Here is a 25,986-nt window from a genome sequence, read left to right as displayed (position 1 = left end):
GGCTCGCTCCCACAGGGGACTTTCGGCATGACATATATCCAATGTGGGAGCGAGCCGGCTCCGGGCGGCGTTCCGACGATGGGGCCAGCCCAGGCAACACAAATGCGGGCTACTCGACCCGCATCTCCCCACTAAACACCAACGTGCTGCGACACCGCCTGCACAAATACCGCCGCCCCTGCCGCACCAGACCATGACGTTGGGCCGAGAACGGGAAATCGCTGTCGACGCACGGGCATTTGTAGATATAGCGCGTCACGCTGCGGCGTTTGACGTCGTAGGTATGGCAACGATTGGGCGGCAGTTCATACACACCGCGCATGATCAGTTGCCATTCTTCGCCATGGGGCTGGATACGGTCGCCGAACAGCTGATGAGCAATAAGATGCGCGACCTCATGGGCCACGGTCTGCTTGAGGAAGTCTTCGGTGTTTTCCCGATACAGCTGCGGATTGAAGCGCAGCAGGTTTTCGTGCAAATGCGCGACACCGGCTTTCTGGCCGCGCAGCTTGAGGCTCACCACGGGGCGTTTGAAAGTTCGTTTGAAAAAGGATTCGGCTAATTGGTAACAGTCTTCGACGCGGGTATTGAGTTGCTCGGGCATGCTTGATGGATCTCCAGAGACGTCGAGTATGCCGCAACCCTGGGGCCTTGCGAATCGCTCAGGCGCCGAATGGTCGCTGCTGCTCTAAAGGCTGAAGAATTAAAAGGCCGCCTTGCGGCGGCCCTGTGTTGGCAGATCTGCTTTTTTGGGTGTACGTATTTCTAATTCGTATAGACCGGCCCCACGCCGAGTCCCCAGACAATCACCGTGAACGCCATGATGGCAACCAGCACCACCAGGCCGACGGCGAGTACCGAACTGGAAAACAGGAATCCCTCGTCAGATGGAATGTTCATGAAAGTGGGTAGCCCCACATACAGCAGGTAAACCGTGTAGCAGATGGCCGCCGTCCCGACGATCATCCCAAGCCACATGTGTGGATACAGCGCCGCAAGGCCGCCGACGAACAGCGGGGTCGCGGTATAGGTTGCAAACGCTACGCACCGTGCCAGGCTCGGGTTCGCGTCATAGGTGCGAGCCATCCAGTGGATGAACGCGCCCATGACCGCAACACCGCCCAGCATCGCCACGTACGACATGATCGTCATCCATAGCGCGCTTTCCTGCGTCAACATCACCGGTGCCCGGCTGCCAATCACCCAGCCGACCTGCGTGGTACCGATAAACGCCGAGATGGCGGGGATCGCCGCCAGAATCAACGTGTGCGTCAGGTACATGTGGCTGATACTTTCCTCCTGATCGCCACGAATTTCTTTCCATTCCTGGTCCGGGTGGGTGAAGAGCCCCACTACGTGATGGATCATGCCATTCACTCCTCTTGTTTTTACCGTCGCCCCCCAGTGGAGCGCTTACGGGCCAAAGTGGCCAAGTAAGTAACAGGTCTGGTTATGTCGGTGACCTTAGTCGCAGTATAGAAAGGACTTCTAATAGAGGCTTAGAGCAAATTGCGCTGTAAAAGGCCCTGTTAATCGCCGCTGGAACTTGCTCAATCCTCTGTGGCGAGGGAGCTTGCTCCCGCTCGGCTGCGCAGCAGTCGTTAAAACGACTGACGCTTTGTGCCTGATACAGCGAGTTCGATGGTTTTGGGGCCGCTTCGCGACCCAGCGGGAGCAAGCTCCCTCGCCACAGGGTTTGCTCGCCCCCTTCGCCGGCGGCGGGTTTTTGCGTAAAATGCCGGCCTTTCGTCACACCTCACGGATTCGCGTCATGGGCACTCTTACGGTCAACCAGAACAAACTGCAAAAGCGCCTTCGCCGCCAGGCCGGCGAGGCTGTTGCCGATTTCAACATGATTGAAGACGGCGACAAGGTCATGGTCTGCCTGTCCGGCGGCAAGGACAGCTACACCATGCTCGACGTGCTGATGCACTTGCAGAAGGTCGCGCCGATCAAATTCGAGATCGTGGCCGTGAACATGGACCAGAAACAGCCGGGCTTCCCCGAAGACGTGCTGCCGGCCTATCTGAAAGCGTTGGGCGTCGAATACCACATTGTCGAGAAAGACACGTACTCGGTGGTCAAGGAGTTGATCCCGGAAGGCAAGACCACCTGCTCGCTGTGTTCGCGCCTGCGTCGCGGCACGCTCTATACCTTTGCCGATGAAATCGGCGCGACCAAAATGGCCCTCGGTCATCACCGCGACGACATCGTCGAAACGTTCTTCCTCAACATGTTCTTCAACGGCTCGCTCAAAGCCATGCCGCCCAAGCTTCGCGCCGACGACGGCCGCAACGTAGTGATCCGTCCGCTGGCCTACTGCAATGAGAAAGACATTCAGGCGTACTCGGACCTTAAGCAATTCCCCATCATCCCGTGCAACCTGTGTGGCTCCCAGGAAAACCTGCAACGCCAGGTGGTCAAGGACATGCTGCAGGAGTGGGAGCGCAAGACCCCGGGCCGTACCGAGAGCATTTTCCGCAGCCTGCAGAACGTGATTCCGTCGCAGCTGGCGGACCGTAACCTGTTCGACTTCACCAGTTTGAAAATCGATGAAAGCGCGGCGTCGCGCTTCGTCAATGTCGTAAACCTCTAAACCCAATCACTGTGGGAGCCAGCCTGCTGGCGATAGCGGTGGGTCAGACACCTGATTGTCGACTGATCCGCCGCCATCGCCAGCAGGCTGGGTCCCACATGGGTCAACTTACTTACTCATCAGGAAAGGGCATGCGCGATTACAAGTGGCTGCACGAATACTGCCTGAACCGCTTCGGTTCAGCAGCTGAACTGGAAGCCCATCTGCCCGTTCCCAAGACCCCGGCGCAATTGCGCAAGATCAGTGATGATCGCTACCTCTCGACCATGGCGTTGCGCGTGTTTCGCGCCGGGCTCAAGCACAGCCTGGTGGACGCGAAATGGCCGGCGTTCGAAGAAGTGTTCTTCAAGTTCGACCCGGAAAAAGTCGTGCTGATGAGCGCCGAACACCTGGAGCGCCTGATGCAGGACGCGCGAATTATCCGCCACCTGGGCAAGCTCAAGAGCGTGCCGCGCAATGCGCAGTTCGTGCTGGATGTGGCGCATGAGAAGGGCAGCTTTGGTGAGTTGCTCGCCGACTGGCCGGTGACCGATATCGTTGGCCTGTGGACATTCCTGAAAAAACGCGGCCATCAACTGGGCGGGTTGTCGGCGCCGCGCTTCTTGCGGATGGTCGGCAAGGACACGTTTGTGCCGAGTTATGACGTGGTGGCGGCGTTGAATGCACAGAAGATTGTCGACAAGGTGCCGACCAGCCTGCGGGATCTGGCCACGGTGCAGGGCGTGTTCAACCAGTGGCATGAAGAGAGCGGCGGGCGACCGATGAGCCAGATTTCGATGATGCTGGCTTACACCGTCAATCATTGAGACCGGGTTGTCACTTTCGCCAGCAGGCTGGCTCCCACCTTGGATTTGTGTCGATCATAAATCCCCTGTAGGAGCGAGCCTGCTCGCGATGGCGTCAGATCAGGCGACGGAAATCTCGCCCTCGCCAGCCAACTTGCGATTCAACTGAAACCGCCACCGCACGTACAACAGCGCCGAGCAGAACACCGCCAGGCTCGCGCCCATCTCCAGCAAACCAAACAGCTGCCGGTTCGGGTCATACGCCGCCAGTGCGCCTTTGATGAAGTACAGGTTCACCACAAAGCACATCCACGAATGCCCGCGCGCGCTGCCGACAATCATGCCCGGCGCCAGCAACAGCAATGGCACCAGTTCGATCAGCAGAATCACCCACGGCCGCGCACCGTGCAGGTCGGCGACCACCAGGTAGTAGACGCAGAGCAATCCCACCAGCCCGAGAAAACACAGCAGGCTGATGGCGCGCATCGCCCGGACTCGCGGTTCGAGCCATTCGATGGAGGGCAGAATCTTCGGCTTTTTGGCCACGTCAGTTCCCCAGCTTTTGCGCGGTTTTCGCCAGGCGCAGGCCCAAGGCTCGGCACAGGGCCACTTCATGCTCGTTCAGGCCGCTTTTGCCATCGGCGCCGGCGTGATGGCTGGCGCCATAGGGCGTGCCGCCGCCACGGGTTTCCAGCAATGCTGATTCGCTATAGGGCAGGCCGGTGATCAGCATGCCGTGGTGCAGCAGCGGCAACATCATCGACAACAGGGTGGTTTCCTGGCCGCCGTGCAGGCTGGCGGTGGACGTGAACACTCCGGCCGGTTTGCCGACGAGGGCGCCGGTCAGCCACAGGTTGCTGGTGCCATCGAGAAAATACTTGAGGGGCGCCGCCATGTTGCCGAAGCGCGTCGGGCTGCCAAGGGCCAGGCCCGCGCAGTTCTTCAAGTCATCGAGGCTGGCGTACAGCGCGCCGTCGTCCGGGATATCCGGCGACACGGCTTCGCACTCGGTGGAAATCGCCGGCACCGTGCGCAGGCGCGCTTCCATTCCGGACTGCTCGACACCCCGGGCAATCTGCCGGGCCATTTCGTTGGTCGAGCCGCTGCGGCTGTAATACAAAACCAGAATGTACGGTGCACTCACGGCAGCAACTCCAGGATGTTCTCCGGCGGACGGCCGATGACGGCTTTGTCGCCGACTTCGAGTATCGGTCGCTCCATGAGTTTGGGGTGTGCGGCGATGGCGGCGATCAATTGCGCCTCGCTCAGGCTGCTGTCCGCCAGGTTGAGGGTCTTATAGTCCTCTTCGCCGGTGCGCAGCAGTTCGCGGGCACTGACGCCCAGTTTGCCCAGCAGGCTCTGGATCTGCGCTGCGTCGAGTGGGGTCTCCAGATAACGGACCACCGTCGGGGTCAGGCCACGGGCTTCGAGCAGTTCGAGCGCACCGCGGGATTTCGAGCAGCGCGGGTTGTGATAAAGCGTCAGATCGGTCATGTGCGGGTCGCATCTTGCGTAAGGTGACGGCTATTCTAACTGTGCAGCGCGCAATCCAGAACCTTGGGAGGCGATGGGTCGCAGGCGCATTCAATTTTTCACAGGGATTACGACATGGGAAGACGACTGGCAGCGGCATTGGCGATCATCGGCACGTTGATGCTGGGGGGCTGCGGCAATGACTATGGCATCGACCAGAACGGCCACAAAGTCGCCGCCGACCGTCTGGACAAGCAATGGCTGGTGCTCAATTACTGGGCCGAATGGTGCGGGCCCTGCCGGACCGAAATCCCGCAGTTGAACGCGCTGGCCGATCAGCTCAAGGCCAAAAAGATCGGTGTGTTCGGGGTCAACTTCGACAATGTGCAGGGCGAAGAGCTGAAAAGCGCCAGCGAAAAACTGGGCATCCAGTTCACGGTACTGGCGTCGGACCCGGCGGAGCTTTTCGACTTGCCCCGCAGTGAGGCGTTGCCGGTGACGTACATCATCGATAACAAAGGCAAGGTGCGGGAACAGTTGATGGGCGAGCAGACAGCGGCGGGGGTGATGGCGAAGCTTGAAGCGTTGCAGGCGAAGAATTGACTTCGCGTTAACTGGCGCTTGCACCTGTGGCGAGGGAGCTCGCTCCCGCTCGATTGCACAGCAATCGTAAAATGCGGAGTGCCTGACAGAGCGCGGTGTTTGGGTTCAGGGCTGCTTCGCAGCCCAGCGGGAGCAAGCTCCCTCGCCACAATTATTCAGTTGAGGGTTATCAACCCTCTTCAAGCCACCAGCGCAGCGGCTTGCCTTCCGCCGGCCAGAAGCGCATCTGGTCGATCGGCGAAACGTCCCAGCGCTGCACGTTTTCCAGGGCCTGGAGGAAACGCTTTTCCTGTTCCATGAGCGCTGGTGCGCACAGTTTGCGGGTGCTGCCGACTTTGCCGAAGCTCAGCTTGTCGCCTTCCAGCGTGTACGGCGCGAACCAATGGTTGCAGCCGCCATTACCGTAAGCCCGGCCGTCTTCACCCAGGGTGATGGTCAGGTGGCTGTAGTCCATCAACGGACGTTCGCCGATCCACTCAAGAATGTAGCTGCGGTTTTGTTGCAATTGCACCGGCTCGGCGGCGCAGCCCAGCAGGCTGGCGCCGACCCATGCGGTCAGAGCGAGGCGTTTCATCACGCGGGCTCCTGGCATTTCGGGCACAGGTGCTTTTCGCCGACGGTGGTCCAGCCCAACTCGGCGATCCGCGCAGTGGCGGCAGGCTTTTCGGCCTTGTTGCCCAGTTTTGCGTCAACCGCAAACTCAAAGCTCAGCTCTTTGGCGCAGCTGTCGCAATTGACTTTCCAGGTGTGGATCGCCAATTCGCCGAACACCGGACCACTGGCTACCGCTACCCATTGGCCGGGCGGGTTGATCAAGTGGCGAACCGTTTCAACGGTCAGGCGCATGGACAAGTCCTTGCTGCCTTTGAGGGTCACGACCAGCACGTCGTTGTTGCGAATCGAGCCACCGTTGCCGGTGACTTGATAACGCCCCGGCACCAGGGCGCGGCATTCCGTGAGGGTGTGTTGCGGGTTCATCAGGTTATAGCGGAAATCGTGTTCGACCATGGGTCCTCCAAATATGCGCGGCATGCTAGCACGGACATCAAGGCAGGATGGCGCAGGCCGATGACCTTCGATCTGGTTCAGTTGTCCTTCACACGATTCTGCGGGGTGCCCGCCGCCCAGGCCGCGATGTTCTGCAGGGTGGTCGAGGCAATGGCACCCAGTGCTTCCCGGGTCAGGAACGCCTGATGCGCCGTGACGATCACATTCGGGAAGGTCAGCAGGCGCGCCAGCACATCGTCCTGCAGCGGCAGGTCTGAGCGGTCTTCGAAGAACAGCTGTGCTTCCTCTTCATACACATCCAGCCCCAGATAACCCAGTTGCCCATCCTTTAGTGCGTCGATCAGCGCGGGTGTGTCCACGAGGCCGCCGCGTCCGGTGTTGATCAACATCGCGCCGGGCTGCATGTGCGCCAGCGATTCGCGGTTGATCAAATGCTTGCTTTGCTCATTCAGTGGACAGTGCAGGCTGATGATGTGCGATTCGGCCAATAGCTCGGGCAGGTCCAGGTAACGGGCGCCGAGGGCCTCGACTAGCGGATTGGGGAAAGGGTCGTAGGCCAGCAACTGGCAGCCGAAGCCGTTCATGATTTTGGCGAAGGTCGCACCGATCTGCCCGGTACCGACCACGCCCACGGTTTTGCCCACCAGGTCGAAACCGGTCAGCCCGTGGAGGCTGAAGTCGCCTTCGCGGGTGCGGTTGTAGGCACGATGCAGGCGGCGGTTGAGCGACAGGATCAGCGCCACCGCATGTTCGGCCACGGCGTGCGGCGAATAGGCCGGAACGCGCACAACCTCCAGCCCCAGGCGTTTCGCCGCCGCCAGGTCGACGTGGTTGTAACCGGCCGAGCGCAGGGCGATCAGCCGCGTTCCGCCAGCGGCCAGGCGTTCAAGCACGGGCGCGCTGAGGTCATCATTGATGAACGGGCACACCACGTCGTGATGCTCCGCCAGCGCCACCGTATCGAGGCTCAGTCGCGCCGGTTGAAAGTGCAGTTCGATGCCGGTGGGCAAGTCGGCGCCCAGAAAACTGTCGCGGTCGTAGGTCTGGCTGCTGAAAAGAATCGTGCGCATGGTGTCCTCCTGGAAATCTCGAACATAACGCTCCAGCCGATCAGCACCATTGCGCTGAATCAAGCATTGATACGGGCCTGGGCCGCCAGTCGGTTGATCGCCCGGTCAAGCTCTTCAAGTGCGCTGTAGGCCCGCGGGTCCTGTTGCTTGAGCAAGGTTTCACTGCGCTGGCAGGCGGCGCGCAATTGCGGCACGCCACAATAGCGGGTTGCGCCGTGCAGCCGATGGACGCGCTCGATCAGCGCGTTGTGATCGTCGGTATCGCGGGCAAAGCGGATGGCTTCGCGGTCGGCTTCCAGCGAGGCGAGCAACATGGCCAGCATGTCCGCCGCCAGATCGGCTTTGCCGGCGGCCAGGCGCAAACCTTCTTCGTGATCGAGTACCTGCAACTGCGCCGCGCCGATGTGGCTGTCGCCGGCTCGTTCCGGCCCCTGATTGCGCAGCGCAAGGCCGCTCCACTTCAGCACCACCTGCGCCAGTTGCCGTTCGCTGATCGGCTTGGTCAGGTAGTCGTCCATGCCGCTCTGCAAGAGCGCGCGTTTTTCGTTGGCCATGGCGTGGGCGGTCAGGGCGACGATCGGCAGCGGTGTGCAATGGCGCTCGCTTTCCCACTGGCGGATCGCTTCGGTGCTCTGGCGCCCGTCCATGCCGGGCATTTGCACGTCCATCAGCACCAGGTCGAAGGTTTCGTTCTGCACCGCTTTGACCGCGGCATAACCGCTTTCCACTGCGAGCACCTTGGCGCCCATGTCTTCAAGGAGGGTTTGCACCAGCAACAGGTTGGCCGGGTTGTCGTCGACGCACAGGACTTTCGGCGCGCGGCTCGACACGGGTTCGGCCGGGTCGCTGCGTTGCTGGCGCGGGTTGACCAGATCGGACAAGGCCCGTCGCAGCTTGCGGGTGCAGGCCGGTTTGGCCTGGAGTTGGCTGTGGGGGTTGGGCACCGAAAGATGAAACATCGTCTGCTCGGTGGTCGGGCACAGTACCAGCACTTTGCAGCCCAGGTGTTCGAGGTCCCAGATGTGCTGGTTGAGGCGCTCCGGCGGCATGTCGTTGCTGGTGATTCCCAGCACCGCCAGGTCAATCGCCTGGTCGGTCTGATGCGCTCCGGTCACGCCATTGGCCAGGCTTTCCAGGGTCTTGAACGGCGTCACCTCGAGGCCACAGTCTTCCAGTTGATGCTGCAATGCCTGACGCGCCAGCTCATGGTTTTCCATGACGGCCACCCGGCGCCCGAGTAGCGGCGGACCGGGCAGGTCTTCGGCATCGTCGCGAGTCTTGGGCAGGCTGAGGCTGATCCAGAATTCCGAGCCTTCCCCTGGCGTGCTGTCCACGCCGATCTCGCCGCCCATCTGTTCGATCAGGCGCTTGGAAATCACCAGTCCCAGACCGGTGCCGCCGGGTTGTCGGGACAGTGAATTGTCGGCTTGGCTGAACGCCTGGAACAGCGCACGCACATCCTGGCTCGACAGGCCGATGCCGGTGTCCTGGATGCTGATGCGCAGTTGCACGCTGTCTTCATGTTCTTCTTCAAGCATGGCCCGGGCGACGATGGTGCCTTCACGGGTGAACTTGATGGCGTTGCTCACCAGGTTGGTGAGGATCTGCTTGAGCCGCAGCGGATCGCCCACCAGCGACAGCGGCGTGTCGCGGTAAACCAGGCTCACCAGTTCCAGCTGTTTGGCGTGCGCAGCGGGGGCCAGAATGGTCAGCGTGTCCTGGAGCAGGTCGCGCAGGTTGAACGGAATATGGTCGAGTACCAGTTTGCCGGCCTCGATTTTCGAGAAATCGAGAATCTCGTTGATGATGCCGAGCAGGCTGTCGGCGGATTTTTCGATAGTGCCCAGGTAGTCGAGCTGGCGCGGGGTCAGCTCGCTTTTTTGCAGCAGGTGGGTAAAGCCGAGAATGCCGTTGAGCGGGGTGCGGATTTCATGGCTCATGTTGGCCAGGAACTCGGACTTGATCCGGCTTGCTTCCAGCGCTTCCTTACGAGCGAGGTCCAGTTCGATGTTCTGGATTTCGATGGTTTCCAGGTTCTGGCGCACGTCTTCCGTGGCCTGATCAACACTGTGTTGCAATTCTTCCTGGGCGTTTTGCAGGGTGCCGGCCATGCGGTTGATACCGGACGCCAGTTCATCCAGCTCTTGGCTGCCAAGGGGCGGCAGCCGGGTTTCGAGGTGGCCGTCCTTGAGTTGCGCCACCGCTTGCTTGATCTGGCTCAGCGGCCGATTGATGGTGCGGCCCATGCGCAACGCCAGCAATGCCGCGCCGCCAAGGCCGGCGCCGATCAGCAACAGGCTGGCGAACAGGCTGCGGTAACCGCGCAGCAGCATGCCGTTGTGGGACAGTTCAAGCTCGACCCAGCCCAGCAGGCGCTCGGCTTCATCCGGTATCAACTCGCCGGCCAGGTTGCGGTGTTTGCCGAACACCGGCAGCAGGTAGCGGGTGGCGTCATTGCCGCTGCGGCGCAACATCTGCGCGCTGTTGCCGACCGGCGCCTGGTTGAGCATGGTCGGGCCGGCGTGGGCCAGCAGCGTGCGGTCGGGAGCGAGGAACGACACGGCGCGAACGTCCGGTTGTTCCAGCGACTGGGTGGCAATGCGCTCCAGCAGTTCATTGTCCTTGTGACCCATGGCCGGGGCCACCAACGGTGCCAGTTGCTCGGCGATCATTTCACCGCGCTGCATGAGTTGGGATTGCAGGTCCGATTGCTGCATCCAGGTGAAATAGCCGCCCAGCACCAACGCCATCAAGGTGGTTGGCAACAGGGTCAGCAACAGCACGCGGCCTTTAATTCCCAGTTTCTTGAGCACGCCTCTCTCCTGCATCCAGCTATTAATGACCTGCACGTACGTCCGGTACGCCTCGCAAAGGCAGTGTAGCGATTTGCTTGCGGGCATTCTTCGTAAAGTTGATGTCGTCACTCGGCGTCCAGCTCAGCGCTTTTACGCTGCGGGGCAACCTTGGGTTGCCCCTGGCGATGCAATCTTGAATAATCAACAACTGAGAATTATTTGCAGATAGTCATGACTCCCATCTCTGTTGGACATCATCCCCGGATTCTTTCCATCGAAGACGACCTCGTGCTGGGGGCTTACGTCCATGAGCATCTGGGGCGTTGCGGCTTCCAGGTGACCTGGTGCCAGAACGGCAAGGAAGGGCTGGACATCGCCCGTGAGCAAGCCTTCGACGTGGTGCTGATGGATATCCTGCTGCCGGGGCTGAACGGCTTGAATGTCCTGACGCAGTTGCGCCAGAGCCACACCACGCCGGTGGTCTTGATGTCGGCCCTGGGCGCCGAGGCGGACCGCATCAGTGGCTTTCGACTGGGCGCCGATGACTATTTGCCCAAGCCCTTCAGCATGGTCGAGCTGCGGGTGCGCATCGAAGCGATCCTGCGCCGGGTGGCGCTTGATCGCCGGCCAGCGCCGACGTTGATCGAGCCTTCAGCGGACAGCCTGCGGTTTGATGATGAACTCTGCGACGTGTTTTATGGCGAGCAGGCCGCCGGCCTGACCCGCAGCGAATACCGCTTGCTGGAAACGCTGAACCGTAATAGCGACGAAGTGCTGAGCAAAGCTTTCCTTTATCAGCACGTGTTGCAACGGGGTTACGCGGCCCATGACCGCAGCCTGGACATGCACATCAGCCAGATTCGCCGCAAACTCAAGGCCGTCGGCTACATCGAGCGGGAAGTGCGCACGGTGTGGGGCAAGGGTTATGTGCTGAGTGCTGCCGATGAAATGGTCTGACCTGCCGGGCCGACACTCGTTGTTCTGGAAGCTTGCCTGTTTACTGGTGGCGTTCTGTTTGCTGATGATCTGGTTGAGCTGGTCCTGGGGCCGCTACATGGAGGAGCGCAACCAGTTCCTGTCCGATGAGGCTCGCGGCACCCTGACGCGCTATGCCGCCGAGGCCGACCAGGCATGGCGGCAGGGACAGCGTGAGGGCGTCGATAACTGGTTGCAGAGCATGCAGCATCGCGAGAAGGGTTGGGTCGGCGTCATTGGCGGTGACCTGCAATCCTTGAGCAGCCAGCCGCTGACGGAAAAGGAAATCGAGCACCTGACTTTTCTGCGCGGCCTGGATTGGCCCATCCACAAGAAAGGCCTGCCATGGATGCGCGTGCCGTTTCCCCAGAACCCTTCTGCTGGCGCCCTGGTGATCGAACTGCCGAAACGTTTTGTGCCCGGGCACTATCGGGTGTTCTGGCGCGTGATCACCAACGGGGTGATTCCGGGATTGTTTACCTTGCTGCTGTGCGTCGGCCTCTATCGTTTGCTGGTGATCCCGCTCAACACCTTGCGAGAGCAGGCCAACGCCTGGCGCGCCGATCAATTGAATGTGCGGATGTCGAGCAGCACCACTAAGCGCTCCGATGAATTGGGCGAACTGGGCCGGGCGTTCGATCACATGGCCGAACGTTTGCAAAGCACCGTGGCCCTGCAACAGCAATTGTTGCGCGATCTCTCCCACGAATTGCGCACGCCACTGAGTCGCCTGCGGGTCGCCAGTGAAAGCGAACAAGGCCTGGAACAATTGCGCGAGCGCATTGGTCGCGAAGTCGATGGCATGCAACGGCTGGTGGAAGACACGCTGCAACTGGCCTGGCTCGACACCGAACGCACCCCGTTGCCCGATGAAGCGATCCAGGTCCAGGCGTTGTGGGAAATGCTCACTGAAAACGCCTGTTATGAAAGCTGCTGGCCGGAAGGGCAATTGCAGTGCTCGGTGGATTCGTCCTGCTGGGTACGCGGCCACCTCAACACCCTGGCTCAGGCCCTGGAAAACATCCTGCGCAATGCGATTCGGCATTCACCCAAGGGCGGCGTCGTGCACCTTGGTGGAAGGCGTGAGGGCGACTACTGGCATCTGTGGTTGGAGGATCAGGGGGGCGGGGTGGCTGAAGCGGATCTGGAACGGATCTTCCTGCCGTTCACCCGTCTCGACGGTTCACGTCCGGGGGATGGCGGGTTTGGGTTGGGGTTGAGTATTGCTAGGAATGCCGTGCGCCGGCAGGGCGGCAGTTTGAGTGCGGAGAACGCCGGGCAAGGTCTGCGGCTGAACATGCGTTTGGTGGCTGATCAATCGCCTGTTTAGTGTGTTGAAATAAGCAGAGTGTTAGTGCATTCGTACATCTTCATCGGATGTGTCCTACGAGATAATAGATTTTGAAGTAGGAAGTTTCTGAATTTAACAGCAAGCCCTCAAGGCGTTACTGTGGTAGTCGATATTCAACTTGTGGTCATAACCCAAGGAGTGTCGTCAATGAAAATCACGATAAGAACGCCGCCTTTATCAATGCAGGCTGATGCCTATTTCATTAAAAACCCTCGAGAGACAAAAAACGCTTTTACGATAACCAACGCTCAGGTGGCTGCGGATGTGTTGAGCTTGGGGGGCAAGTCTTCAATTGCTGAATTGAAAGATTTGATCAGGGGGTGCGATTTTACATCGATAAGTACCAATGAACTTGCGCAGATTGGATCGAAGCTCGGTGAGTTGAATCTGATAGACGATCATGTGGCCTGTATGTTTATCTCAGGAAACATGACGACAGATAAATATGGCCACCAGACTGAAAAAGACGTCAAGTATAATGCTATCGCCATGTTCAATCAGATGCTGGATGATAATAAAGCCTACGCGCGCACATGGCCTATCTATGGGTACCAAGAATCGTTCATGGGCGTTACCAAGGCACTGGTACGTGCCAATCAGGCCATCAATGCGCTTTCCTATTTCTCCCACTCATCCCGGAATGACCTTTCCGTCAGCATTCAAGCATGAGCCGACGGAGCCCGAATGTAACTTGTCAGGCTCCGGAAAATTTATTCCTTATTTACCGTAACGGGTAGTGCCAGAATATTGTCTGGATACGTTGAGGTTATTCACGTGGCGGACTCGGTAAGTGCCCAGTTGTCCAAGTGCAGAGGCGGTTCTCCCCGTGCCGCCGGAGACTTCAGTCCAGGCGGAGCCTGTCAGTCTGTCAATAAACAATTTCGGTGGAGCGCCGGCGCCTATAGGCGCAATAGTTGAAGAGATATTGGCCTGCCGACATCCATTTGCACCGGTAACGGTGAAGGGCCCCTGTGCAATCACGTAAGAGTTAGCGGGCACCGTTCCGCTGTAGGTATTAGTAATATTCGTACATGCCGCAGAAGCCTCGCCTGTTGCAAGAATCAAGCTTGTTAAAGAAAGCGCAAAAAACGTCTTCATGTGTGTGCTCGTCAAAAGTAGTTTGCTGATTTTAATGACAGGGCGTCCCCCTCGTTGAACGCTGAGCGCATCACAAAAGACTATCCACAGAACCCGCTACTCACCAGTTCATGCCTGTCGCCACGACTCGCGAGAAATTTCCGCGGATCGCCCATGGCGTATATGTGTTCCCCAATCCGAAATCCCTCGCTCCTACAGAAGGGCCGGTACATTCAGTCAGACGCTCGCGCACCCACCCTTATTCCCATAAGCCATAAGCACCACACTTTGCGTGATATGGCCTGGATCGGTTTGCCGGTATGATAGGCGCCCCCGCAGTCTGGATTGCGAATACGCCATGACCTTGCAGTACCCAACCATCGCCGATTGCGTCGGCAACACTCCGCTGGTTCGTTTGCAGCGCCTGCCCGGCGCCACCAGCAACACCCTTTTGCTCAAGCTCGAAGGGAATAACCCGGCGGGTTCGGTCAAGGACCGTCCGGCGCTGTCGATGATTACCCGTGCCGAGTTGCGCGGGCAGATCCACGCTGGCGATACGCTGATCGAGGCAACCTCGGGTAACACCGGGATCGCCCTGGCCATGGCCGCCGCGATCAAGGGTTACAAGATGATCCTGATCATGCCGGACAACTCCAGCGCCGAGCGCAAAGCCGCGATGACGGCCTATGGCGCCGAGCTCATTCTGGTGACCCAGGAAGAGGGCATGGAAGGCGCCCGCGACCTCGCGCAGCGGATGGAAGCCGAAGGCCGTGGCAAGGTGCTGGATCAGTTCGCCAATGGCGATAACCCTGAAGCGCACTACACCACCACCGGCCCGGAAATCTGGCGCCAGACCCAAGGCACCATTACCCATTTCGTCAGTTCGATGGGCACCACCGGGACCATCATGGGCGTCTCGCGCTACTTGAAAGAGCAGAGCGACAACGTCCAGATCATCGGCCTGCAACCCATGGAAGGCTCGGCCATTCCGGGCATCCGTCGCTGGCCGCAGGAATACCTGCCGAAAATTTATCAGGCCGATCGCGTGGACCGGATCGTCGACATGGCGCAAAGCGAAGCCGAGGACGTGACCCGTCGCCTTGCGCGCGAAGAAGGCATCTTCTGCGGCGTGTCCTCGGGCGGCGCCGTGGCAGCCATGCTGCGGTTATCCCGGGAAGTTGAAAACGCGGTGATCGTCGCGATCATTTGCGACCGTGGCGACCGTTACTTGTCGACCGGCATTTTCGACGCGCCCAACTGATGGCCAAGCACGAAAGAGGCCTGCGCTTCCAGCCCACGGGCGGCAGCAAGGCCCCGCAAATTCCGACCGGCAAAAAGCAGCGCTTGAACATAGAGCGCCTGGCCAACGACGGTCGCGGTATCGCGTTTTTCGAAGGCCGCACCTGGTTCGTCATCGGCGCATTGGCCGGTGAAGAAGTCGAAGCGCGGGTGTTGGGCGCCCACGGCAAAGTGGTTGAGGCGCGCACCGAGCGAGTCTTCAAGGCCAGCGAACTGCGCCGCCCGGCACCGTGCCCGCATGCCGGTCGTTGTGGCGGTTGCAGCGTGCAGCACCTGCCGCACAGCGAACAACTCGCACTGAAACAGCGCATGCTCGCCGAGCAACTGTCGAAGGTCGCCGGTGTCGAACCCCAAGAGTGGGCAGCGCCGCTGAGCGGTCCGGAATTCGCTTACCGCCGTCGCGCCCGTATCGCGGTGCGTTGGGACATGAAGGCGAAAAAACTCGAGGTCGGTTTCCGCGCGGCAGGCAGTCAGGACATCGTTGCAATCAACGAATGCCCGGTGTTGGTACAGCCGTTGCAACCGATCATGACCCGTTTGCCGGAAATGCTCCGTCGTTTGAGCAAACCTCAAGCGCTGGGGCATGTGGAATTGTTCAGCGGCTCGTCGCTGGCCGTATTGCTGCGGCACATGGCGCCGTTGTCCGACGCCGACCTGACGATTCTCAAGGAGTTTTGCGCCTTCCATGAAGCCCAGTTGTGGCTGCACGGTGAAGGCGAGCCACAACCGGTCGAGGTCGATCAGTCGCTGGGTTATCGTCTTGAACGGTGGGATCTGGACCTGGCGTACCGGCCGGGAGATTTCATCCAGGTCAACGCCGGGGTCAACGAGGCGATGGTTGCCCAGGCGCTGGAATGGCTGAAACCGCAAGCCGATGAGCGCGTTCTCGATCTATTCTGTGGGTTGGGCAACTTCGCTTTGCCGCTGGCCAAGACTGTTCGCGAAGTGGTGGCGGTGGAAGGTGTTCAAGCCATGGTCGAACGGGCGGCGGCGAATGCAGCGGCGAACAATCTGCATAACGCACGGTTTTTTCAGGCCGATTTATCCCAGCCTTTGACCGATGCCGAATGGGCCCGCGAAGGCTTTTCTGCGGTACTCTTGGATCCACCGCGCGACGGCGCTTTCGAGGCCGTGCGCAAGCTGGCGTCCCTGGGCGCCAAACGGTTGGTGTATGTGTCGTGCAACCCTGCAACGCTGGCGCGCGACACGGTGGAATTGATCAAGCAGGGCTACCGGTTAAAACGTGCCGGGATTCTCGATATGTTTCCTCAGACGGCGCATGTCGAAGCCATGGCGTTATTTGAAGCGAGCTAGGAAGGCTCGTCTGGTCCGACTGGCCCGCCCGTGCAGCCGCGCACCAGCCCAGCGTGGGCTCACGGGCAACGAAGGTCAGCGATTTTGACGCATTGAATCTGCGTCGTAGGGAAGGTAAGCAAGATGGTACAGGTGAGAGCACACCAGCCGATCAACACCGACGGCAGTATCAATCTCGAGGCTTGGCTCGATCACGCGGTCACTGTCGATCTGGCACTGGATCGCGAAGCCTTGAAGGACGCGTGCGAGTTCGCGCGCACCGCTGAACAACAAGCCAATGCGGCGAAAAACCTGTGGTCCGAAGGGACTTCGAGTTTCCGCACTGGCCTTGAGATCGCCGAGATTCTCGCCGACCTCAAGCTGGACCAGGATTCGTTGGTCGCCGCGATCCTTTACCGAGGCGTGCGCGAAGGCCAGATCCTTCTGCCGGCGGTCAGCCAGCGTTTCGGCCCGGTGGTGGCCAAACTCATCGACGGCGTGCAGCGCATGGCGGCCATCAGCGACAGTCTGAGCCCGCGCAAATCCATGGTGATGGGCACTCAGGGCCAGGTCGAAAACCTGCGCAAGATGCTCGTGGCCATGGTCGATGACGTGCGCGTCGCGCTGATCAAACTGGCCGAGCGCACCTGCGCGATCCGTGCGGTGAAAACCGCCGACGACGAGAAACGCAACCGCGTCGCCCGGGAAGTCTTCGACATCTACGCGCCGCTCGCTCACCGTCTCGGTATCGGTCATATCAAATGGGAACTGGAGGACCTGTCCTTCCGTTACCTCGAGCCCGATCAGTACAAACAGATCGCCAAGCTGCTCCACGAGCGGCGTCTGGATCGCGAGCGCTTCATCGCCGATGTGATGAGCCAGCTGAAAAACGAATTGCAGGCCACCGGCGTCGATGCCGACATCAGCGGCCGGGCCAAACACATCTATTCAATCTGGCGCAAAATGCAGCGCAAGGGTCTGGAGTTCAGCCAGATCTACGACGTGCGCGCCGTTCGCGTGCTGGTGCCGGAAATGCGCGATTGCTACACCGCGCTCGGCATCGTCCACACCTTGTGGCGACACATCCCGAAAGAATTCGACGACTACATCGCCAACCCGAAAGAGAACGGCTATCGCTCGTTGCACACGGCGGTGATCGGGCCTGAGGGCAAGGTGCTGGAAGTGCAGATCCGCACGCACGCCATGCACGAAGAGGCCGAGCTGGGCGTTTGCGCGCACTGGCGCTACAAGGGCACCGACGTCAAATCCGGCTCCAATCACTACGAAGAGAAAATCTCCTGGCTGCGTCAGGTGCTCGAGTGGCATGAAGAGTTGGGCGACATTGGCGGCCTCGCGGAACAGCTGCGGGTCGATATCGAACCGGACCGGGTCTATATCTTTACCCCGGACGGTCACGCCATCGACTTGCCCAAAGGCGCGACGCCGCTGGATTTCGCGTACCGCGTGCACACCGAAATCGGTCACAACTGCCGTGGCGCCAAGATCAACGGGCGCATTGTGCCGCTCAACTACAGCCTGCAAACCGGCGAGCAAGTCGAGATCATCACCAGCAAGCACGGCACGCCGAGCCGCGACTGGCTGAACTCCAACCTGGGTTACGTCACCACGTCGCGAGCCCGGGCGAAGATCGTTCACTGGTTCAAACTACAGGCGCGTGATCAGAACGTCGCGGCCGGTAAAACCCTGATCGAGCGCGAACTCACCCGTCTCGGCCTGCCAGCGGTGGATTTCGACAAGCTGGCCGAAAAGGCCAACATGAAAACCGCCGAGGACATGTTCGCCGCACTCGGTGCCGGCGATTTGCGCTTGGCGCAACTGGTCAACCTGGCGCAACAACTGGTCGAGCCGGAACGCGGCAGCGAGCAGCTGGAGCTGATCCCGCGCAAGGCCACCGGTTACAAGCCGGGCAAGCGTGGCGACATTCAGATCCAGGGCGTCGGCAACCTGATGACCCAGATGGCGGGCTGCTGTCAGCCGTTGCCGGGGGATGCGATCGTCGGCTATATCACCCAGGGTCGTGGCGTCAGCATTCACCGTCAGGACTGCGCCTCGGTGCTGCAACTGGGCGGGCGCGAGCCGGAGCGGATTATCCAGGTCAGCTGGGGCCCGGTGCCGGTGCTTACCTATCCGGTGGACATCATCATCCGTGCCTACGACCGTTCCGGTTTGCTGCGTGACGTGTCGCAAGTGCTGCTCAATGAGCGGATCAACGTGCTGGCGGTCAACACCCGCTCGAACAAAGAGGACAACACCGCGTTGATGTCCCTGACCATCGAGATCCCGGGACTGGATGCATTGGGGCGGCTGTTGGGCCGGATTTCTCAGCTGCCGAACATCATCGAAACCCGCCGTAACCGTACGCCTTGATGTTGCCCCATGTGGGAGCTGGCCTGCCGGCGATGCAGGCACCTCGATCTTTCAGTAGAGTCGAAGTGATGCCATCGCTGGCAGGCCAGCTCCCACAGGTTTTGTGGTGAGACATAAATAATGTACAGCCTTGAAGACTTATTGCACCTGATGAGCCGTCTGCGCGACCCGCAGTTCGGTTGCCCGTGGGACATCAAGCAAACCTACGCCACCATCGTCCCGCACACCCTCGAAGAAGCCTACGAAGTGGCCGACGCCATCGAGCGCGGTGACTTCGATCATTTGCAGGGTGAGTTGGGCGATTTGTTGTTCCAGGTGGTTTATTACAGCCAACTGGCCCGGGAAGAAGGGCGCTTCGAATTCGCAGGCGTCATCGACAGCATTACCCGCAAGCTGATTCGCCGTCATCCTCACGTGTTCCCCACCGGCGATCTGTACGCGCCGCTGGATGTCCCGCGCCTGAGTGAAGAGCAAGTCAAGCAGCGATGGGAAGAAATCAAGGCTGAGGAGCGCGCCGAGAAGTCATCCGCGCCCGAGCAGTTGTCGCTGCTCGATGACGTGCCTGCCGCGTTGCCGGCGCTATCCCGTTCAGCCAAATTGCAGAAGCGGGCAGGGCAGGTCGGTTTCGACTGGCCGGACGCCTTGCCGGTGCTGGACAAGGTCCGTGAAGAGCTAGATGAAGTGCTCGAAGCCATGGCCGATAACGACTCGGCAGCGATTGCCGATGAAGTCGGGGACCTGCTGTTTTCCGTGGTCAATCTGGCGCGCCATCTCAAGGTCGATCCGGAAACCGCACTGCGTGGCGCCAACAGCAAGTTCGAAAGACGCTTCCGTTTTATCGAACAGGCATTGCGCGACACCCACCGTCCCATGGAAGATTGCACCCTCGAAGAGTTGGACGCCTTGTGGGGCGAAGCCAAACGTCAGGAAAAGAATTTGCCCAGCTGCGGTTGAGCAGTGGCCTAAGTGAGAAATAAGCACCATGAGCATTTCCCTTCGCGACCAGTTGCTCAAAGCAGGGCTGGTCAACCAAAAGCAGGCCAAACAGGTCGGCAAAGAGAAGCAGAAGCAGCAGCGTCTGGTCCATAAAGGCCAGATCGAACAGGACGACACCCAGCAGCGCCTGGCGCAGGAAGCATTGGCCGAGAAGGTTAAGCGTGACCAGGAACTGAACCGTCTGCAGCAAGAGAAGGCTGAGGCCAAGGCTCGCGCCGCGCAGATCAAGCAGTTGATCGAAGTCTCGCGCCTGCCGAAGCTGACGACCGAGGACTACTACAACTTTGTCGACGACAAGAAGGTCAAGCGCCTCTCCGTCAACACGCTGATGCGCAACAAGCTCAGCAACGGTTCGCTGGCCATCGTGCACCATGCCGGCGGCTACGAGGTAATCCCCCGTGAAGCGGCCCTGAAGATCCAGGAGCGCGATCCACAGCGTATCGTGCAGCTGAACGTGCAGACTGAAGAAGCGGCTGCCGAGGACGATCCGTACGCGGCCTATCAGATCCCTGACGATCTGATGTGGTAAGCCTTCAACGCAATGTGTGATTTTATGTAGGAGCGAGCTTGCTCGCGATGGTCGTTAACGATTATGCGTGTTTGCTGGCTAAACGCGGCGTTTTTGAGTCCATCGCGAGCAAGCTCGCTCCTACAATTACTTAAGCGGTGCGCAGTTCTTTCTGCTGCTCAAGCTGTTCCAGTTCGGCCTTGTAGCTGTGGGCGTCGGTCTCGGAATGAAAAATCCCCACCAACATGTCTTGTTGATGGACATCCCACATCCGGATACCGGCGGCTACGCCTTCATGGGATTTATGCGAATCGTCGCGTTCAGTTACTTTTACAGTCATCTGCTAGCTCCAATCTCTTTGATATCTGCAGCAAGGCATGTGCAGGCCTCTGTTATATGTTTTGTTAGCTTGCTAAGTAAACGGCTGGATTTTGCAATGATCAATTGCGAATTTTGCAACAGTTCTGCAGCCCGCCAAGCACGCGACATTCGGTCGCAGGCTGCTGGTTTTCATGACAAAAGCTTCATGTTTACGACGGCAAAATAGGGTGGACTGCACACAACCTTGTAGCAGCTGGCGCGGCCTGCGTTCGGCGACGAAGTCGTCGTAAAATCAGCGACCTCGGTGAGTCAGGCACACCGCATACACCGCATACACCGAATTCACGACGACTTCGTCGCCGAACGCAGGCTGCGCCAGCTGCTACAGAGGCAGAGTTTTCTCCAAGCATAAAAAAACGCCCCGAACCAGTCGGGGCGTTTTTGTGTGCAGCAGAGCGGCGGGGTATTACTTACCCTGCCAGCGCTTCAGTACCAGCGTGGCGTTGGTGCCACCGAAACCGAAGCTGTTGCTCATCACGGTGTTAAAGGCGACATCTTCACGGGTCTTGGTCAGGATCGGCATGTCAGCCACTTCCGGGTCCAGTTCGTCGATGTTGGCAGAGCCCGCCATGAAGTTGCCTTCCATCATCAGCATGCAGTAGATCGCTTCGTGAACGCCGGCGGCGCCCAGGGAGTGACCCGACAGGCTCTTGGTGGAGCTGATGGCCGGAGCCTTGTCGCCGAACACTTCACGCACACCTTTCATTTCCGCGACGTCGCCGACCGGAGTCGAAGTGCCGTGGGTGTTCAGGTAGTCAATCGGAGTGTCAACGGTGGACATGGCCATCTGCATGCAGCGGATGGCGCCTTCGCCGCTCGGGGCAACCATGTCGTAGCCGTCGGAGGTCGCGCCGTAGCCAACGATTTCCGCGTAGATCTTCGCGCCGCGAGCCAGAGCGTGTTCCAGCTCTTCGACCACGACCATGCCGCCACCGCCGGCGATGACGAAACCGTCACGCTTGGCGTCGTAGGCACGGGAAGCTTTTTCCGGGGTTTCGTTGTACTGGCTGGACAGTGCGCCCATGGCGTCGAACAGGAACGACTGGCTCCAATGCTCTTCTTCACCGCCGCCGGCGAACACGATGTCCTGCTTGCCCATCTGGATCTGTTCCATGGCGGTACCGATGCAGTGAGCACTGGTGGCGCAGGCAGAAGCGATGGAGTAGTTCAGACCCTTGATCTTGAACGGGGTGGCCAGGCAAGCGGAAACGGTGCTGCTCATGGTCCGCGTCACGCGGTACGGGCCAACGCGCTTCACGCCTTTCTCGCGCAGGATGTCCAGCGCTTCCATCTGGTTCAGCGTGGAAGCACCACCGGAACCGGCGATCAGGCCGGTACGCGGGTTGGAGACTTGCTCATCGGTCAGACCGGAGTCAGTGATGGCGTCTTTCATGGCCAGGTAGGCGTAAGCCGCCGCGTGGCCGACGAAGCGATAGATCTTGCGATCGATCAGCTCTTCGAGGGGAAGGTCAATGGAGCCGGAAACCTGGCTACGCAGACCCATTTCGGCATATTCCGGGTTGAACCGGATGCCAGGGCGGCTTGCACGCAGGTTAGCGGAGACGGTCTCTTTGTCATTGCCCAGGCACGAAACGATGCCCAGACCAGTGATAACGACGCGGCGCATGCGGATAACCCTTAGAAGTTGTCAGTGGAGGTGAAAACGCCGACCCGGAGGCCTTCGGCGGTGTAGATCTCGCGGCCGTCGACACTGACCGAACCATCGGCGATGGCCAGGTTCAGCTTGCCCTTCAGCACGCGCTTGATCTGAATGTTATACGTAACTTTTTTGGCGGTCGGCAGGACCTGACCAAAGAACTTCACTTCGCCCGAACCCAGCGCACGGCCGCGGCCCGGCAGGCCTTGCCAGCCCAGGAAGAAGCCGACCAGTTGCCACATGGCGTCGAGGCCCAGGCAGCCCGGCATCACCGGATCACCTTCGAAGTGGCAGGCGAAGAACCACAGGTCCGGAGTGATATCCAGTTCGGCGACCAATTCACCTTTGCCGTACTTGCCACCGCCTTCGCTGATAAGGGTGATGCGATCCACCATCAGCATGTTCGGGGCGGGCAGTTGCGCGTTACCTGGGCCGAACAGCTCACCGCGACTGCAGCGCAGCAGGTCTTCCCGGGTAAAGGCGTTTTGTTTGGTCATGCGAGCTCCTCAATAATCCCATGCGGCAGGTGGGGCAAATCTTCCCGACCGATCGAAGCGTTCATGCCTCGAGTCAGCAGCCTACTCATAGACTATTGCGTTGTGGTGAAAGTCACAGCACCAAGGACATGAATGTACACTTGTGCACTGAAATTATTATTCAAGCCCCTTTTTGGGCCTGTTCGGGTGCCTAAGACTGCCGCACTTTCGCCTTTCACGCCAGTCGCAGATGGTCGAAAGGCCTGTACTACTGCACCCAGCGCTGCAGAATTTGCTGCAGATCAGTCCGTTTGAAGGGCTTGGCCAGGTAATCGTTCATTCCCGCGGACAGACAGGCTTCGCGGTCGCCCTGCAAGGCGTTGGCGGTCAGGGCGATGATCGGCAGGTCGGCACAGCCGGGCAGTTGGCGAATCTGTCTCGTCGCCTCATAGCCGTCGATAATCGGCAGTCGGCAGTCCATCAGGATCGCTTCGAAAATCAGGCTCTCGGCGCTGCGCACCGCTTGCGCGCCATCGGTGGCGACGCTGACAGTAAAGCCCAGGCTGCGCAACATTGCCTCGATCACCGTTTGATTGACCGGGTTGTCTTCGACCAGCAGCACATTGCGCCCTTCACCATCGCCGTTGCCGGTCGGCGTGCGCGGCACTCGCACCGGCAGCGTCTGTTTATAGAGCGCCAACGGGATTTCCAGGGTGAACACCGAGCCGTGACCCTCTTCGCTCTGGGCGCGCAAGGTCCCACCCATTCGTTCCGCCAGCGTACGGGCAATCGGCAGCCCCAGGCCGGTACCGCCGTAACGTCTGGAAATAGAACTGTCGGCCTGCTGGAACGCGTTGAACATCTGTTCCAGGCTCTCGGCCGGAATGCCAATCCCGCTGTCGCGCACGGTGCAGGTGAACCACAGCAGTTCGTGATCCAGCGATTGCCACTGCGGTTCGATGCTGACGAGACCCTTTTCGGTGAATTTCAACGCGTTGCCCACCAGGTTCACCAGGATTTGCCGGATCCGCGTCGGGTCGCCCTGCACCTGCAACGCACGCATGTCTTCAGGGAGGCGCAGTTGCAAGTCGAGCCCGCGTTGTACCGCACTGTGCTGGAACGACTGGGCGCAACTGCCGATCAGGTCCGCGAGGTTGAACGGGATGTGCTCAAGCTCCAGCTCCGAACGCTCGATGCGCGAGAAGTCGAGAATGTCGTTGATGACTTTGAGCAGGTGTTCCGTGGACTCCGAGGCCAGCGCCGCGTATTCGATTTGCTCCTCGGTCATGTCGGTGGTTTCCAGCAGTTGCAGCATGCCCAGTACGCCATTCATCGGCGTGCGCAGTTCATGGCTCATCATCGCGAGGAAATCGGACTTGGCGTTGTTGGCCTTTTCCGCCTCCTCGCGGGTCTGGATCAACTGCGCCATCGCCTGATGCTGTTCGCGACTGGCCTGCTCAAGGCCGTGGGCAAGGTTGTTGATGTGCTGCGACAGTGCGCCCAGTTCAGTGTCGTCGACGATGGGCAACGGAGTTTTGTAGTCGCCGTCCTGAATCGCTTTCACCGCGTTGCCAATGTCACGAATCGGTTGCGACAGGCTGCCGGCCAGGCGCCGGGCCACGAGAAAGGTAAACAGCAGGGCGAACAGCGCGAGGATCCCGGCCTTGAGCAGGATTTCCTGCTGGCGCTGATTGAACGCGTCGTTGGACAGGCCGACGATCACCCGTCCCAGGTAGTCCTCGGCGGGCGCATTATTGGTGGCTTTGCTGTTCTGGAAAAAATCATTGTGCAACTGGATCCGTTGCAACCGCACCGGGGCCTGGAACACTTCGACCTGTTGCGAACGGTTGTGGGTTTCCGACGGATGCTCGACGTACACCAGAATCCGGTTGGCGTTGTCCTGCACTTCCAGAAAACGCACGTTGGGCGTGGCCAGAGTGGCCTTGAGTAAACTGTCGAGCACCTCATTGTTGCCCGAGATCACCCCGTACTCGGTGGCCGGCGCCAGTTGGTTGGCGATTAGTTGGCCGGTGTGGTTGAGCTCCTGGCGCAGGTCCTGAATCCGCACGAAGGTAAAGAAGCTGATCAGCAGCAACGTCAACAACAGGGCCGGGCCAAGACTGATGATCTGAGTGCGCGTGCTGATGTCCCAGCGGCGACGGAAAGTCATGGGCGGCGTTCTCCTTCGGCCAGTTGCTTGGCGACAGACGTTTCATTCATCTGTTCTATACCTAATGAACGAGCGACCTGCGCGTTGCTCAAGACTTTGAAGCGTTGCGGATAGTGGGTGCGCGGCCAGGTGCTGGGCGGCCGGTCGAGCAGTTCGTCGAGAATCGCCAGCCAATTGCTCTGATCGCTGTAGGTACTGGCCAGGCTGCCCGCCTTGACGAACCCGGCGTTGGGACCGATCAGCGCGAGCTGCCGCGAGTAGCTGCTGAGCAGCAGGTTCTTTGCGGTTTTCGGGTTGTACAGGTCTGGGTCGTCCAGGCCTAGCAAGACATCACTGTTTTTCAGCACGTCCTGCAACGGCCTGCTGTCATGGGTGTTGTCCCAGCGTTCGGCGACGACTTCCAGGCCGAGAGGCACGGCGGCCTGCCGCAATTCTTTCAGAAAGAATTCGCTGTGGCTGTCGTAAAGCACGCCGACCCGTCGGGCCTGGGGCAGGAGCAGCCTTGTCAGGCGCAGTTGCCGGTCCAGCGGCGGATCGCTCCAGAGCAGGCTGAGATGTGGGGGCAGGGCAGTGCCGAGGCGTTGTCGCGCTTGCAGGCGAGTGATGCGCAGCACCAGCGTCGGCGGACCCTGATCGGTTTGCAGGCGCCAGTCGAGGCTCGGCAGGTCGAGCAGTATCAAGCGGATGCCGTTCGGCAATTTGTCCGGTGTCGGCAAGCTGGCCAGTGACTGGAAGCGCACCGTGTCGGACGGGCGCAACTCGCTCAAGGCCTTGGCGAACGGTTGCATGCCGGGACCGTCCTCGGCGCCGATCAGCAGGATGTCTGCGGCGTTGGTCGGCAGACTGCCCAGCAAACCTGCAAACAGCAGGCACACCATGGCCAGCAGGCGGCCAACGGTCGGCGTCTTGCATGACCTGTTGCGCATCTAGAACCTCAACCCTACGAAAAAGGCGTCATCGGGCAACGGCGAGCTGGAAACCAGCGCCATTACCTGCGGCGAGCGGGGTGGAAGTGAGCCAAAAGACACGACACAGCCTTGATAGCGATTACCTGGCGCGCATGTTAACCGAGCCGGTCGACTTTT

General features: G+C 59.9%; 26 protein-coding genes. 11 read left to right on the top strand and 15 right to left on the bottom strand.

The genetic code is table 11. The annotated features are described in order from the left end of the window. Nucleotides 1–109: 109 nt before the first annotated feature. Nucleotides 110–604 carry a SprT family zinc-dependent metalloprotease gene (locus EJA72_RS10605; protein WP_010457127.1) on the bottom strand — a complete coding sequence of 165 codons (495 nt, stop codon included), beginning with the start codon at nucleotides 602–604 and terminating at the stop codon, nucleotides 110–112. Nucleotides 605–765: 161 nt separating this feature from the next. Further along, complete coding sequence (locus EJA72_RS10600) at nucleotides 766–1,368, bottom strand: Yip1 family protein (protein ID WP_157711415.1); 603 nt, start codon at nucleotides 1,366–1,368, stop codon at nucleotides 766–768. A gap of 403 nt (nucleotides 1,369–1,771) precedes the next feature. Here EJA72_RS10600 and ttcA point away from each other — a divergent pair, with 403 nt between their 5' ends. Further along, nucleotides 1,772–2,596 carry a tRNA 2-thiocytidine(32) synthetase TtcA gene (gene ttcA / locus EJA72_RS10595; RefSeq protein WP_157711414.1) on the top strand — a complete coding sequence of 275 codons (825 nt, stop codon included), beginning with the start codon at nucleotides 1,772–1,774 and terminating at the stop codon, nucleotides 2,594–2,596. 131 nt (nucleotides 2,597–2,727) lie between these two features. Next, nucleotides 2,728–3,402 (top strand): DNA-3-methyladenine glycosylase I, encoded by a 675-nt coding sequence (locus tag EJA72_RS10590; RefSeq protein ID WP_157711413.1) that lies wholly within the window; start codon nucleotides 2,728–2,730, stop codon nucleotides 3,400–3,402. Between the two features lie 99 nt (nucleotides 3,403–3,501). On the opposite strand, the gene EJA72_RS10585 is transcribed toward EJA72_RS10590, so the two are convergent. From EJA72_RS10585 to arsC, 3 genes are read right to left on the bottom strand one after another with little or no spacing between them, the layout of a single operon-like run. Further along, nucleotides 3,502–3,927 carry a DUF2069 domain-containing protein gene (locus tag EJA72_RS10585; protein WP_178129247.1) on the bottom strand — a complete coding sequence of 142 codons (426 nt, stop codon included), beginning with the start codon at nucleotides 3,925–3,927 and terminating at the stop codon, nucleotides 3,502–3,504. Between the two features lies 1 nt (nucleotide 3,928). Next, nucleotides 3,929–4,525: an NAD(P)H:quinone oxidoreductase gene (wrbA, locus tag EJA72_RS10580; protein WP_178129245.1), complete on the bottom strand. Its 597-nt coding sequence runs from the start codon at nucleotides 4,523–4,525 to the stop codon at nucleotides 3,929–3,931. Continuing rightward, complete coding sequence (gene arsC, locus EJA72_RS10575; protein WP_157711412.1) at nucleotides 4,522–4,875, bottom strand: arsenate reductase (glutaredoxin); 354 nt, start codon at nucleotides 4,873–4,875, stop codon at nucleotides 4,522–4,524. Before arsC ends, wrbA begins: the two co-directional genes overlap by 4 nt. A gap of 114 nt (nucleotides 4,876–4,989) precedes the next feature. Between arsC and EJA72_RS10570 the strand changes: the two genes are divergently transcribed. Then, complete coding sequence (locus tag EJA72_RS10570; protein WP_157711411.1) at nucleotides 4,990–5,457, top strand: TlpA disulfide reductase family protein; 468 nt, start codon at nucleotides 4,990–4,992, stop codon at nucleotides 5,455–5,457. Between the two features lie 169 nt (nucleotides 5,458–5,626). Here the strand turns inward: EJA72_RS10570 and EJA72_RS10565 are convergent, their stop codons facing one another. From EJA72_RS10565 to EJA72_RS10550, 4 genes are all read right to left on the bottom strand, one after another. Next, a complete protein-coding gene (locus EJA72_RS10565) occupies nucleotides 5,627–6,031 on the bottom strand; it encodes an META domain-containing protein (protein ID WP_157711410.1) in 405 nt (134 codons plus the stop codon). After that, complete coding sequence (locus EJA72_RS10560) at nucleotides 6,031–6,465, bottom strand: hypothetical protein (protein ID WP_157711409.1); 435 nt, start codon at nucleotides 6,463–6,465, stop codon at nucleotides 6,031–6,033. The genes EJA72_RS10565 and EJA72_RS10560 overlap by 1 nt, the downstream gene beginning before the upstream one ends. 77 nt (nucleotides 6,466–6,542) lie before the next feature. Then, nucleotides 6,543–7,535: a 2-hydroxyacid dehydrogenase gene (locus EJA72_RS10555; RefSeq protein WP_157711408.1), complete on the bottom strand. Its 993-nt coding sequence runs from the start codon at nucleotides 7,533–7,535 to the stop codon at nucleotides 6,543–6,545. A gap of 59 nt (nucleotides 7,536–7,594) precedes the next feature. Beyond that, entirely contained in the window at nucleotides 7,595–10,348 is a 2,754-nt protein-coding gene (locus tag EJA72_RS10550) for a response regulator (RefSeq protein WP_178129243.1), read from the bottom strand. 213 nt (nucleotides 10,349–10,561) lie between these two features. Between EJA72_RS10550 and EJA72_RS10545 the strand changes: the two genes are divergently transcribed. The 3 genes from EJA72_RS10545 (at nucleotide 10,562) to EJA72_RS10535 (ending at nucleotide 13,325) form a co-directional block, all read left to right on the top strand. Continuing rightward, nucleotides 10,562–11,287 (top strand): response regulator transcription factor, encoded by a 726-nt coding sequence (locus EJA72_RS10545; RefSeq protein ID WP_157711407.1) that lies wholly within the window; start codon nucleotides 10,562–10,564, stop codon nucleotides 11,285–11,287. Then, on the top strand, nucleotides 11,274–12,635 hold the full coding sequence (locus tag EJA72_RS10540) for a sensor histidine kinase (RefSeq protein WP_157711406.1): 1,362 nt from the start codon (nucleotides 11,274–11,276) through the stop codon (nucleotides 12,633–12,635). The genes EJA72_RS10545 and EJA72_RS10540 overlap by 14 nt, the downstream gene beginning before the upstream one ends. Nucleotides 12,636–12,803: 168 nt before the next feature. Then, nucleotides 12,804–13,325, top strand: coding sequence for a hypothetical protein (locus EJA72_RS10535; protein WP_157711405.1), 522 nt, complete (start codon nucleotides 12,804–12,806; stop codon nucleotides 13,323–13,325). A gap of 48 nt (nucleotides 13,326–13,373) precedes the next feature. Here EJA72_RS10535 and EJA72_RS10530 read toward each other — a convergent pair whose 3' ends face one another. Next, nucleotides 13,374–13,754 (bottom strand): hypothetical protein, encoded by a 381-nt coding sequence (locus EJA72_RS10530; protein ID WP_157711404.1) that lies wholly within the window; start codon nucleotides 13,752–13,754, stop codon nucleotides 13,374–13,376. 337 nt (nucleotides 13,755–14,091) lie between these two features. Between EJA72_RS10530 and cysM the strand changes: the two genes are divergently transcribed. The 5 genes from cysM to EJA72_RS10505 all read left to right on the top strand — a co-directional run bounded on the left by cysM (nucleotide 14,092) and on the right by EJA72_RS10505 (nucleotide 20,238). Beyond that, nucleotides 14,092–14,994, top strand: a complete 903-nt coding sequence (gene cysM / locus EJA72_RS10525) for a cysteine synthase CysM (protein ID WP_157711403.1) — start codon at nucleotides 14,092–14,094, stop codon at nucleotides 14,992–14,994. After that, the gene (gene rlmD / locus EJA72_RS10520) at nucleotides 14,994–16,346 is read left to right on the top strand and encodes a 23S rRNA (uracil(1939)-C(5))-methyltransferase RlmD (protein WP_157711402.1); all 1,353 of its coding nucleotides are present in this window, start codon (nucleotides 14,994–14,996) and stop codon (nucleotides 16,344–16,346) included. Before cysM ends, rlmD begins: the two co-directional genes overlap by 1 nt. A gap of 123 nt (nucleotides 16,347–16,469) precedes the next feature. Next, nucleotides 16,470–18,713, top strand: a complete 2,244-nt coding sequence (gene relA / locus EJA72_RS10515; RefSeq protein ID WP_157711401.1) for a GTP diphosphokinase — start codon at nucleotides 16,470–16,472, stop codon at nucleotides 18,711–18,713. A gap of 120 nt (nucleotides 18,714–18,833) precedes the next feature. Beyond that, nucleotides 18,834–19,667, top strand: a complete 834-nt coding sequence (mazG, locus tag EJA72_RS10510; protein WP_157711400.1) for a nucleoside triphosphate pyrophosphohydrolase — start codon at nucleotides 18,834–18,836, stop codon at nucleotides 19,665–19,667. 28 nt (nucleotides 19,668–19,695) lie between these two features. After that, nucleotides 19,696–20,238, top strand: coding sequence for a DUF2058 domain-containing protein (locus tag EJA72_RS10505; RefSeq protein WP_157711399.1), 543 nt, complete (start codon nucleotides 19,696–19,698; stop codon nucleotides 20,236–20,238). 130 nt (nucleotides 20,239–20,368) lie between these two features. On the opposite strand, the gene EJA72_RS10500 is transcribed toward EJA72_RS10505, so the two are convergent. The 5 genes from EJA72_RS10500 to EJA72_RS10480 form a co-directional block, all read right to left on the bottom strand. Continuing rightward, nucleotides 20,369–20,557 (bottom strand): hypothetical protein, encoded by a 189-nt coding sequence (locus EJA72_RS10500; protein WP_157711398.1) that lies wholly within the window; start codon nucleotides 20,555–20,557, stop codon nucleotides 20,369–20,371. A gap of 447 nt (nucleotides 20,558–21,004) precedes the next feature. Beyond that, on the bottom strand, nucleotides 21,005–22,225 hold the full coding sequence (fabB, locus tag EJA72_RS10495) for a beta-ketoacyl-ACP synthase I (RefSeq protein ID WP_157711397.1): 1,221 nt from the start codon (nucleotides 22,223–22,225) through the stop codon (nucleotides 21,005–21,007). An 11-nt stretch (nucleotides 22,226–22,236) separates the two neighbouring features. Then, on the bottom strand, nucleotides 22,237–22,752 hold the full coding sequence (gene fabA, locus EJA72_RS10490) for a 3-hydroxyacyl-[acyl-carrier-protein] dehydratase FabA (RefSeq protein ID WP_157711396.1): 516 nt from the start codon (nucleotides 22,750–22,752) through the stop codon (nucleotides 22,237–22,239). 247 nt (nucleotides 22,753–22,999) lie between these two features. Next, on the bottom strand, nucleotides 23,000–24,901 hold the full coding sequence (locus EJA72_RS10485) for an ATP-binding protein (RefSeq protein WP_157711395.1): 1,902 nt from the start codon (nucleotides 24,899–24,901) through the stop codon (nucleotides 23,000–23,002). Beyond that, complete coding sequence (locus tag EJA72_RS10480) at nucleotides 24,898–25,827, bottom strand: ABC transporter substrate-binding protein (protein ID WP_157711394.1); 930 nt, start codon at nucleotides 25,825–25,827, stop codon at nucleotides 24,898–24,900. Before EJA72_RS10480 ends, EJA72_RS10485 begins: the two co-directional genes overlap by 4 nt. Nucleotides 25,828–25,986: the final 159 nt, after the last annotated feature.

Source organism: Pseudomonas sp. PB120, assembly GCF_009761815.1.
Taxonomy (GTDB): domain Bacteria; phylum Pseudomonadota; class Gammaproteobacteria; order Pseudomonadales; family Pseudomonadaceae; genus Aquipseudomonas.
This window is presented reverse-complemented; position numbering and strand designations above follow the sequence as displayed.

Excerpts from the sequence above, each read along its gene's own strand:
- EJA72_RS10605 (WP_010457127.1), bottom strand. The coding sequence starts at position 604 with ATGCCCGAGCAACTCAATACCCGCGTCGAAGACTGTTACCAATTAGCC.
- EJA72_RS10600 (WP_157711415.1), bottom strand. The coding sequence starts at position 1,368 with ATGATCCATCACGTAGTGGGGCTCTTCACCCACCCGGACCAGGAATGG.
- ttcA (WP_157711414.1), top strand. The coding sequence starts at position 1,772 with ATGGGCACTCTTACGGTCAACCAGAACAAACTGCAAAAGCGCCTTCGC.
- EJA72_RS10590 (WP_157711413.1), top strand. The coding sequence starts at position 2,728 with ATGCGCGATTACAAGTGGCTGCACGAATACTGCCTGAACCGCTTCGGT.
- arsC (WP_157711412.1), bottom strand. The coding sequence starts at position 4,875 with ATGACCGATCTGACGCTTTATCACAACCCGCGCTGCTCGAAATCCCGC.
- EJA72_RS10570 (WP_157711411.1), top strand. The coding sequence starts at position 4,990 with ATGGGAAGACGACTGGCAGCGGCATTGGCGATCATCGGCACGTTGATG.
- EJA72_RS10565 (WP_157711410.1), bottom strand. The coding sequence starts at position 6,031 with ATGAAACGCCTCGCTCTGACCGCATGGGTCGGCGCCAGCCTGCTGGGC.
- EJA72_RS10560 (WP_157711409.1), bottom strand. The coding sequence starts at position 6,465 with ATGGTCGAACACGATTTCCGCTATAACCTGATGAACCCGCAACACACC.
- EJA72_RS10555 (WP_157711408.1), bottom strand. The coding sequence starts at position 7,535 with ATGCGCACGATTCTTTTCAGCAGCCAGACCTACGACCGCGACAGTTTT.
- EJA72_RS10545 (WP_157711407.1), top strand. The coding sequence starts at position 10,562 with ATGACTCCCATCTCTGTTGGACATCATCCCCGGATTCTTTCCATCGAA.
- EJA72_RS10540 (WP_157711406.1), top strand. The coding sequence starts at position 11,274 with ATGAAATGGTCTGACCTGCCGGGCCGACACTCGTTGTTCTGGAAGCTT.
- EJA72_RS10535 (WP_157711405.1), top strand. The coding sequence starts at position 12,804 with ATGAAAATCACGATAAGAACGCCGCCTTTATCAATGCAGGCTGATGCC.
- EJA72_RS10530 (WP_157711404.1), bottom strand. The coding sequence starts at position 13,754 with ATGAAGACGTTTTTTGCGCTTTCTTTAACAAGCTTGATTCTTGCAACA.
- cysM (WP_157711403.1), top strand. The coding sequence starts at position 14,092 with ATGACCTTGCAGTACCCAACCATCGCCGATTGCGTCGGCAACACTCCG.
- rlmD (WP_157711402.1), top strand. The coding sequence starts at position 14,994 with ATGGCCAAGCACGAAAGAGGCCTGCGCTTCCAGCCCACGGGCGGCAGC.
- relA (WP_157711401.1), top strand. The coding sequence starts at position 16,470 with ATGGTACAGGTGAGAGCACACCAGCCGATCAACACCGACGGCAGTATC.
- mazG (WP_157711400.1), top strand. The coding sequence starts at position 18,834 with ATGTACAGCCTTGAAGACTTATTGCACCTGATGAGCCGTCTGCGCGAC.
- EJA72_RS10505 (WP_157711399.1), top strand. The coding sequence starts at position 19,696 with ATGAGCATTTCCCTTCGCGACCAGTTGCTCAAAGCAGGGCTGGTCAAC.
- EJA72_RS10500 (WP_157711398.1), bottom strand. The coding sequence starts at position 20,557 with ATGACTGTAAAAGTAACTGAACGCGACGATTCGCATAAATCCCATGAA.
- fabB (WP_157711397.1), bottom strand. The coding sequence starts at position 22,225 with ATGCGCCGCGTCGTTATCACTGGTCTGGGCATCGTTTCGTGCCTGGGC.
- fabA (WP_157711396.1), bottom strand. The coding sequence starts at position 22,752 with ATGACCAAACAAAACGCCTTTACCCGGGAAGACCTGCTGCGCTGCAGT.
- EJA72_RS10485 (WP_157711395.1), bottom strand. The coding sequence starts at position 24,901 with ATGACTTTCCGTCGCCGCTGGGACATCAGCACGCGCACTCAGATCATC.
- EJA72_RS10480 (WP_157711394.1), bottom strand. The coding sequence starts at position 25,827 with ATGCGCAACAGGTCATGCAAGACGCCGACCGTTGGCCGCCTGCTGGCC.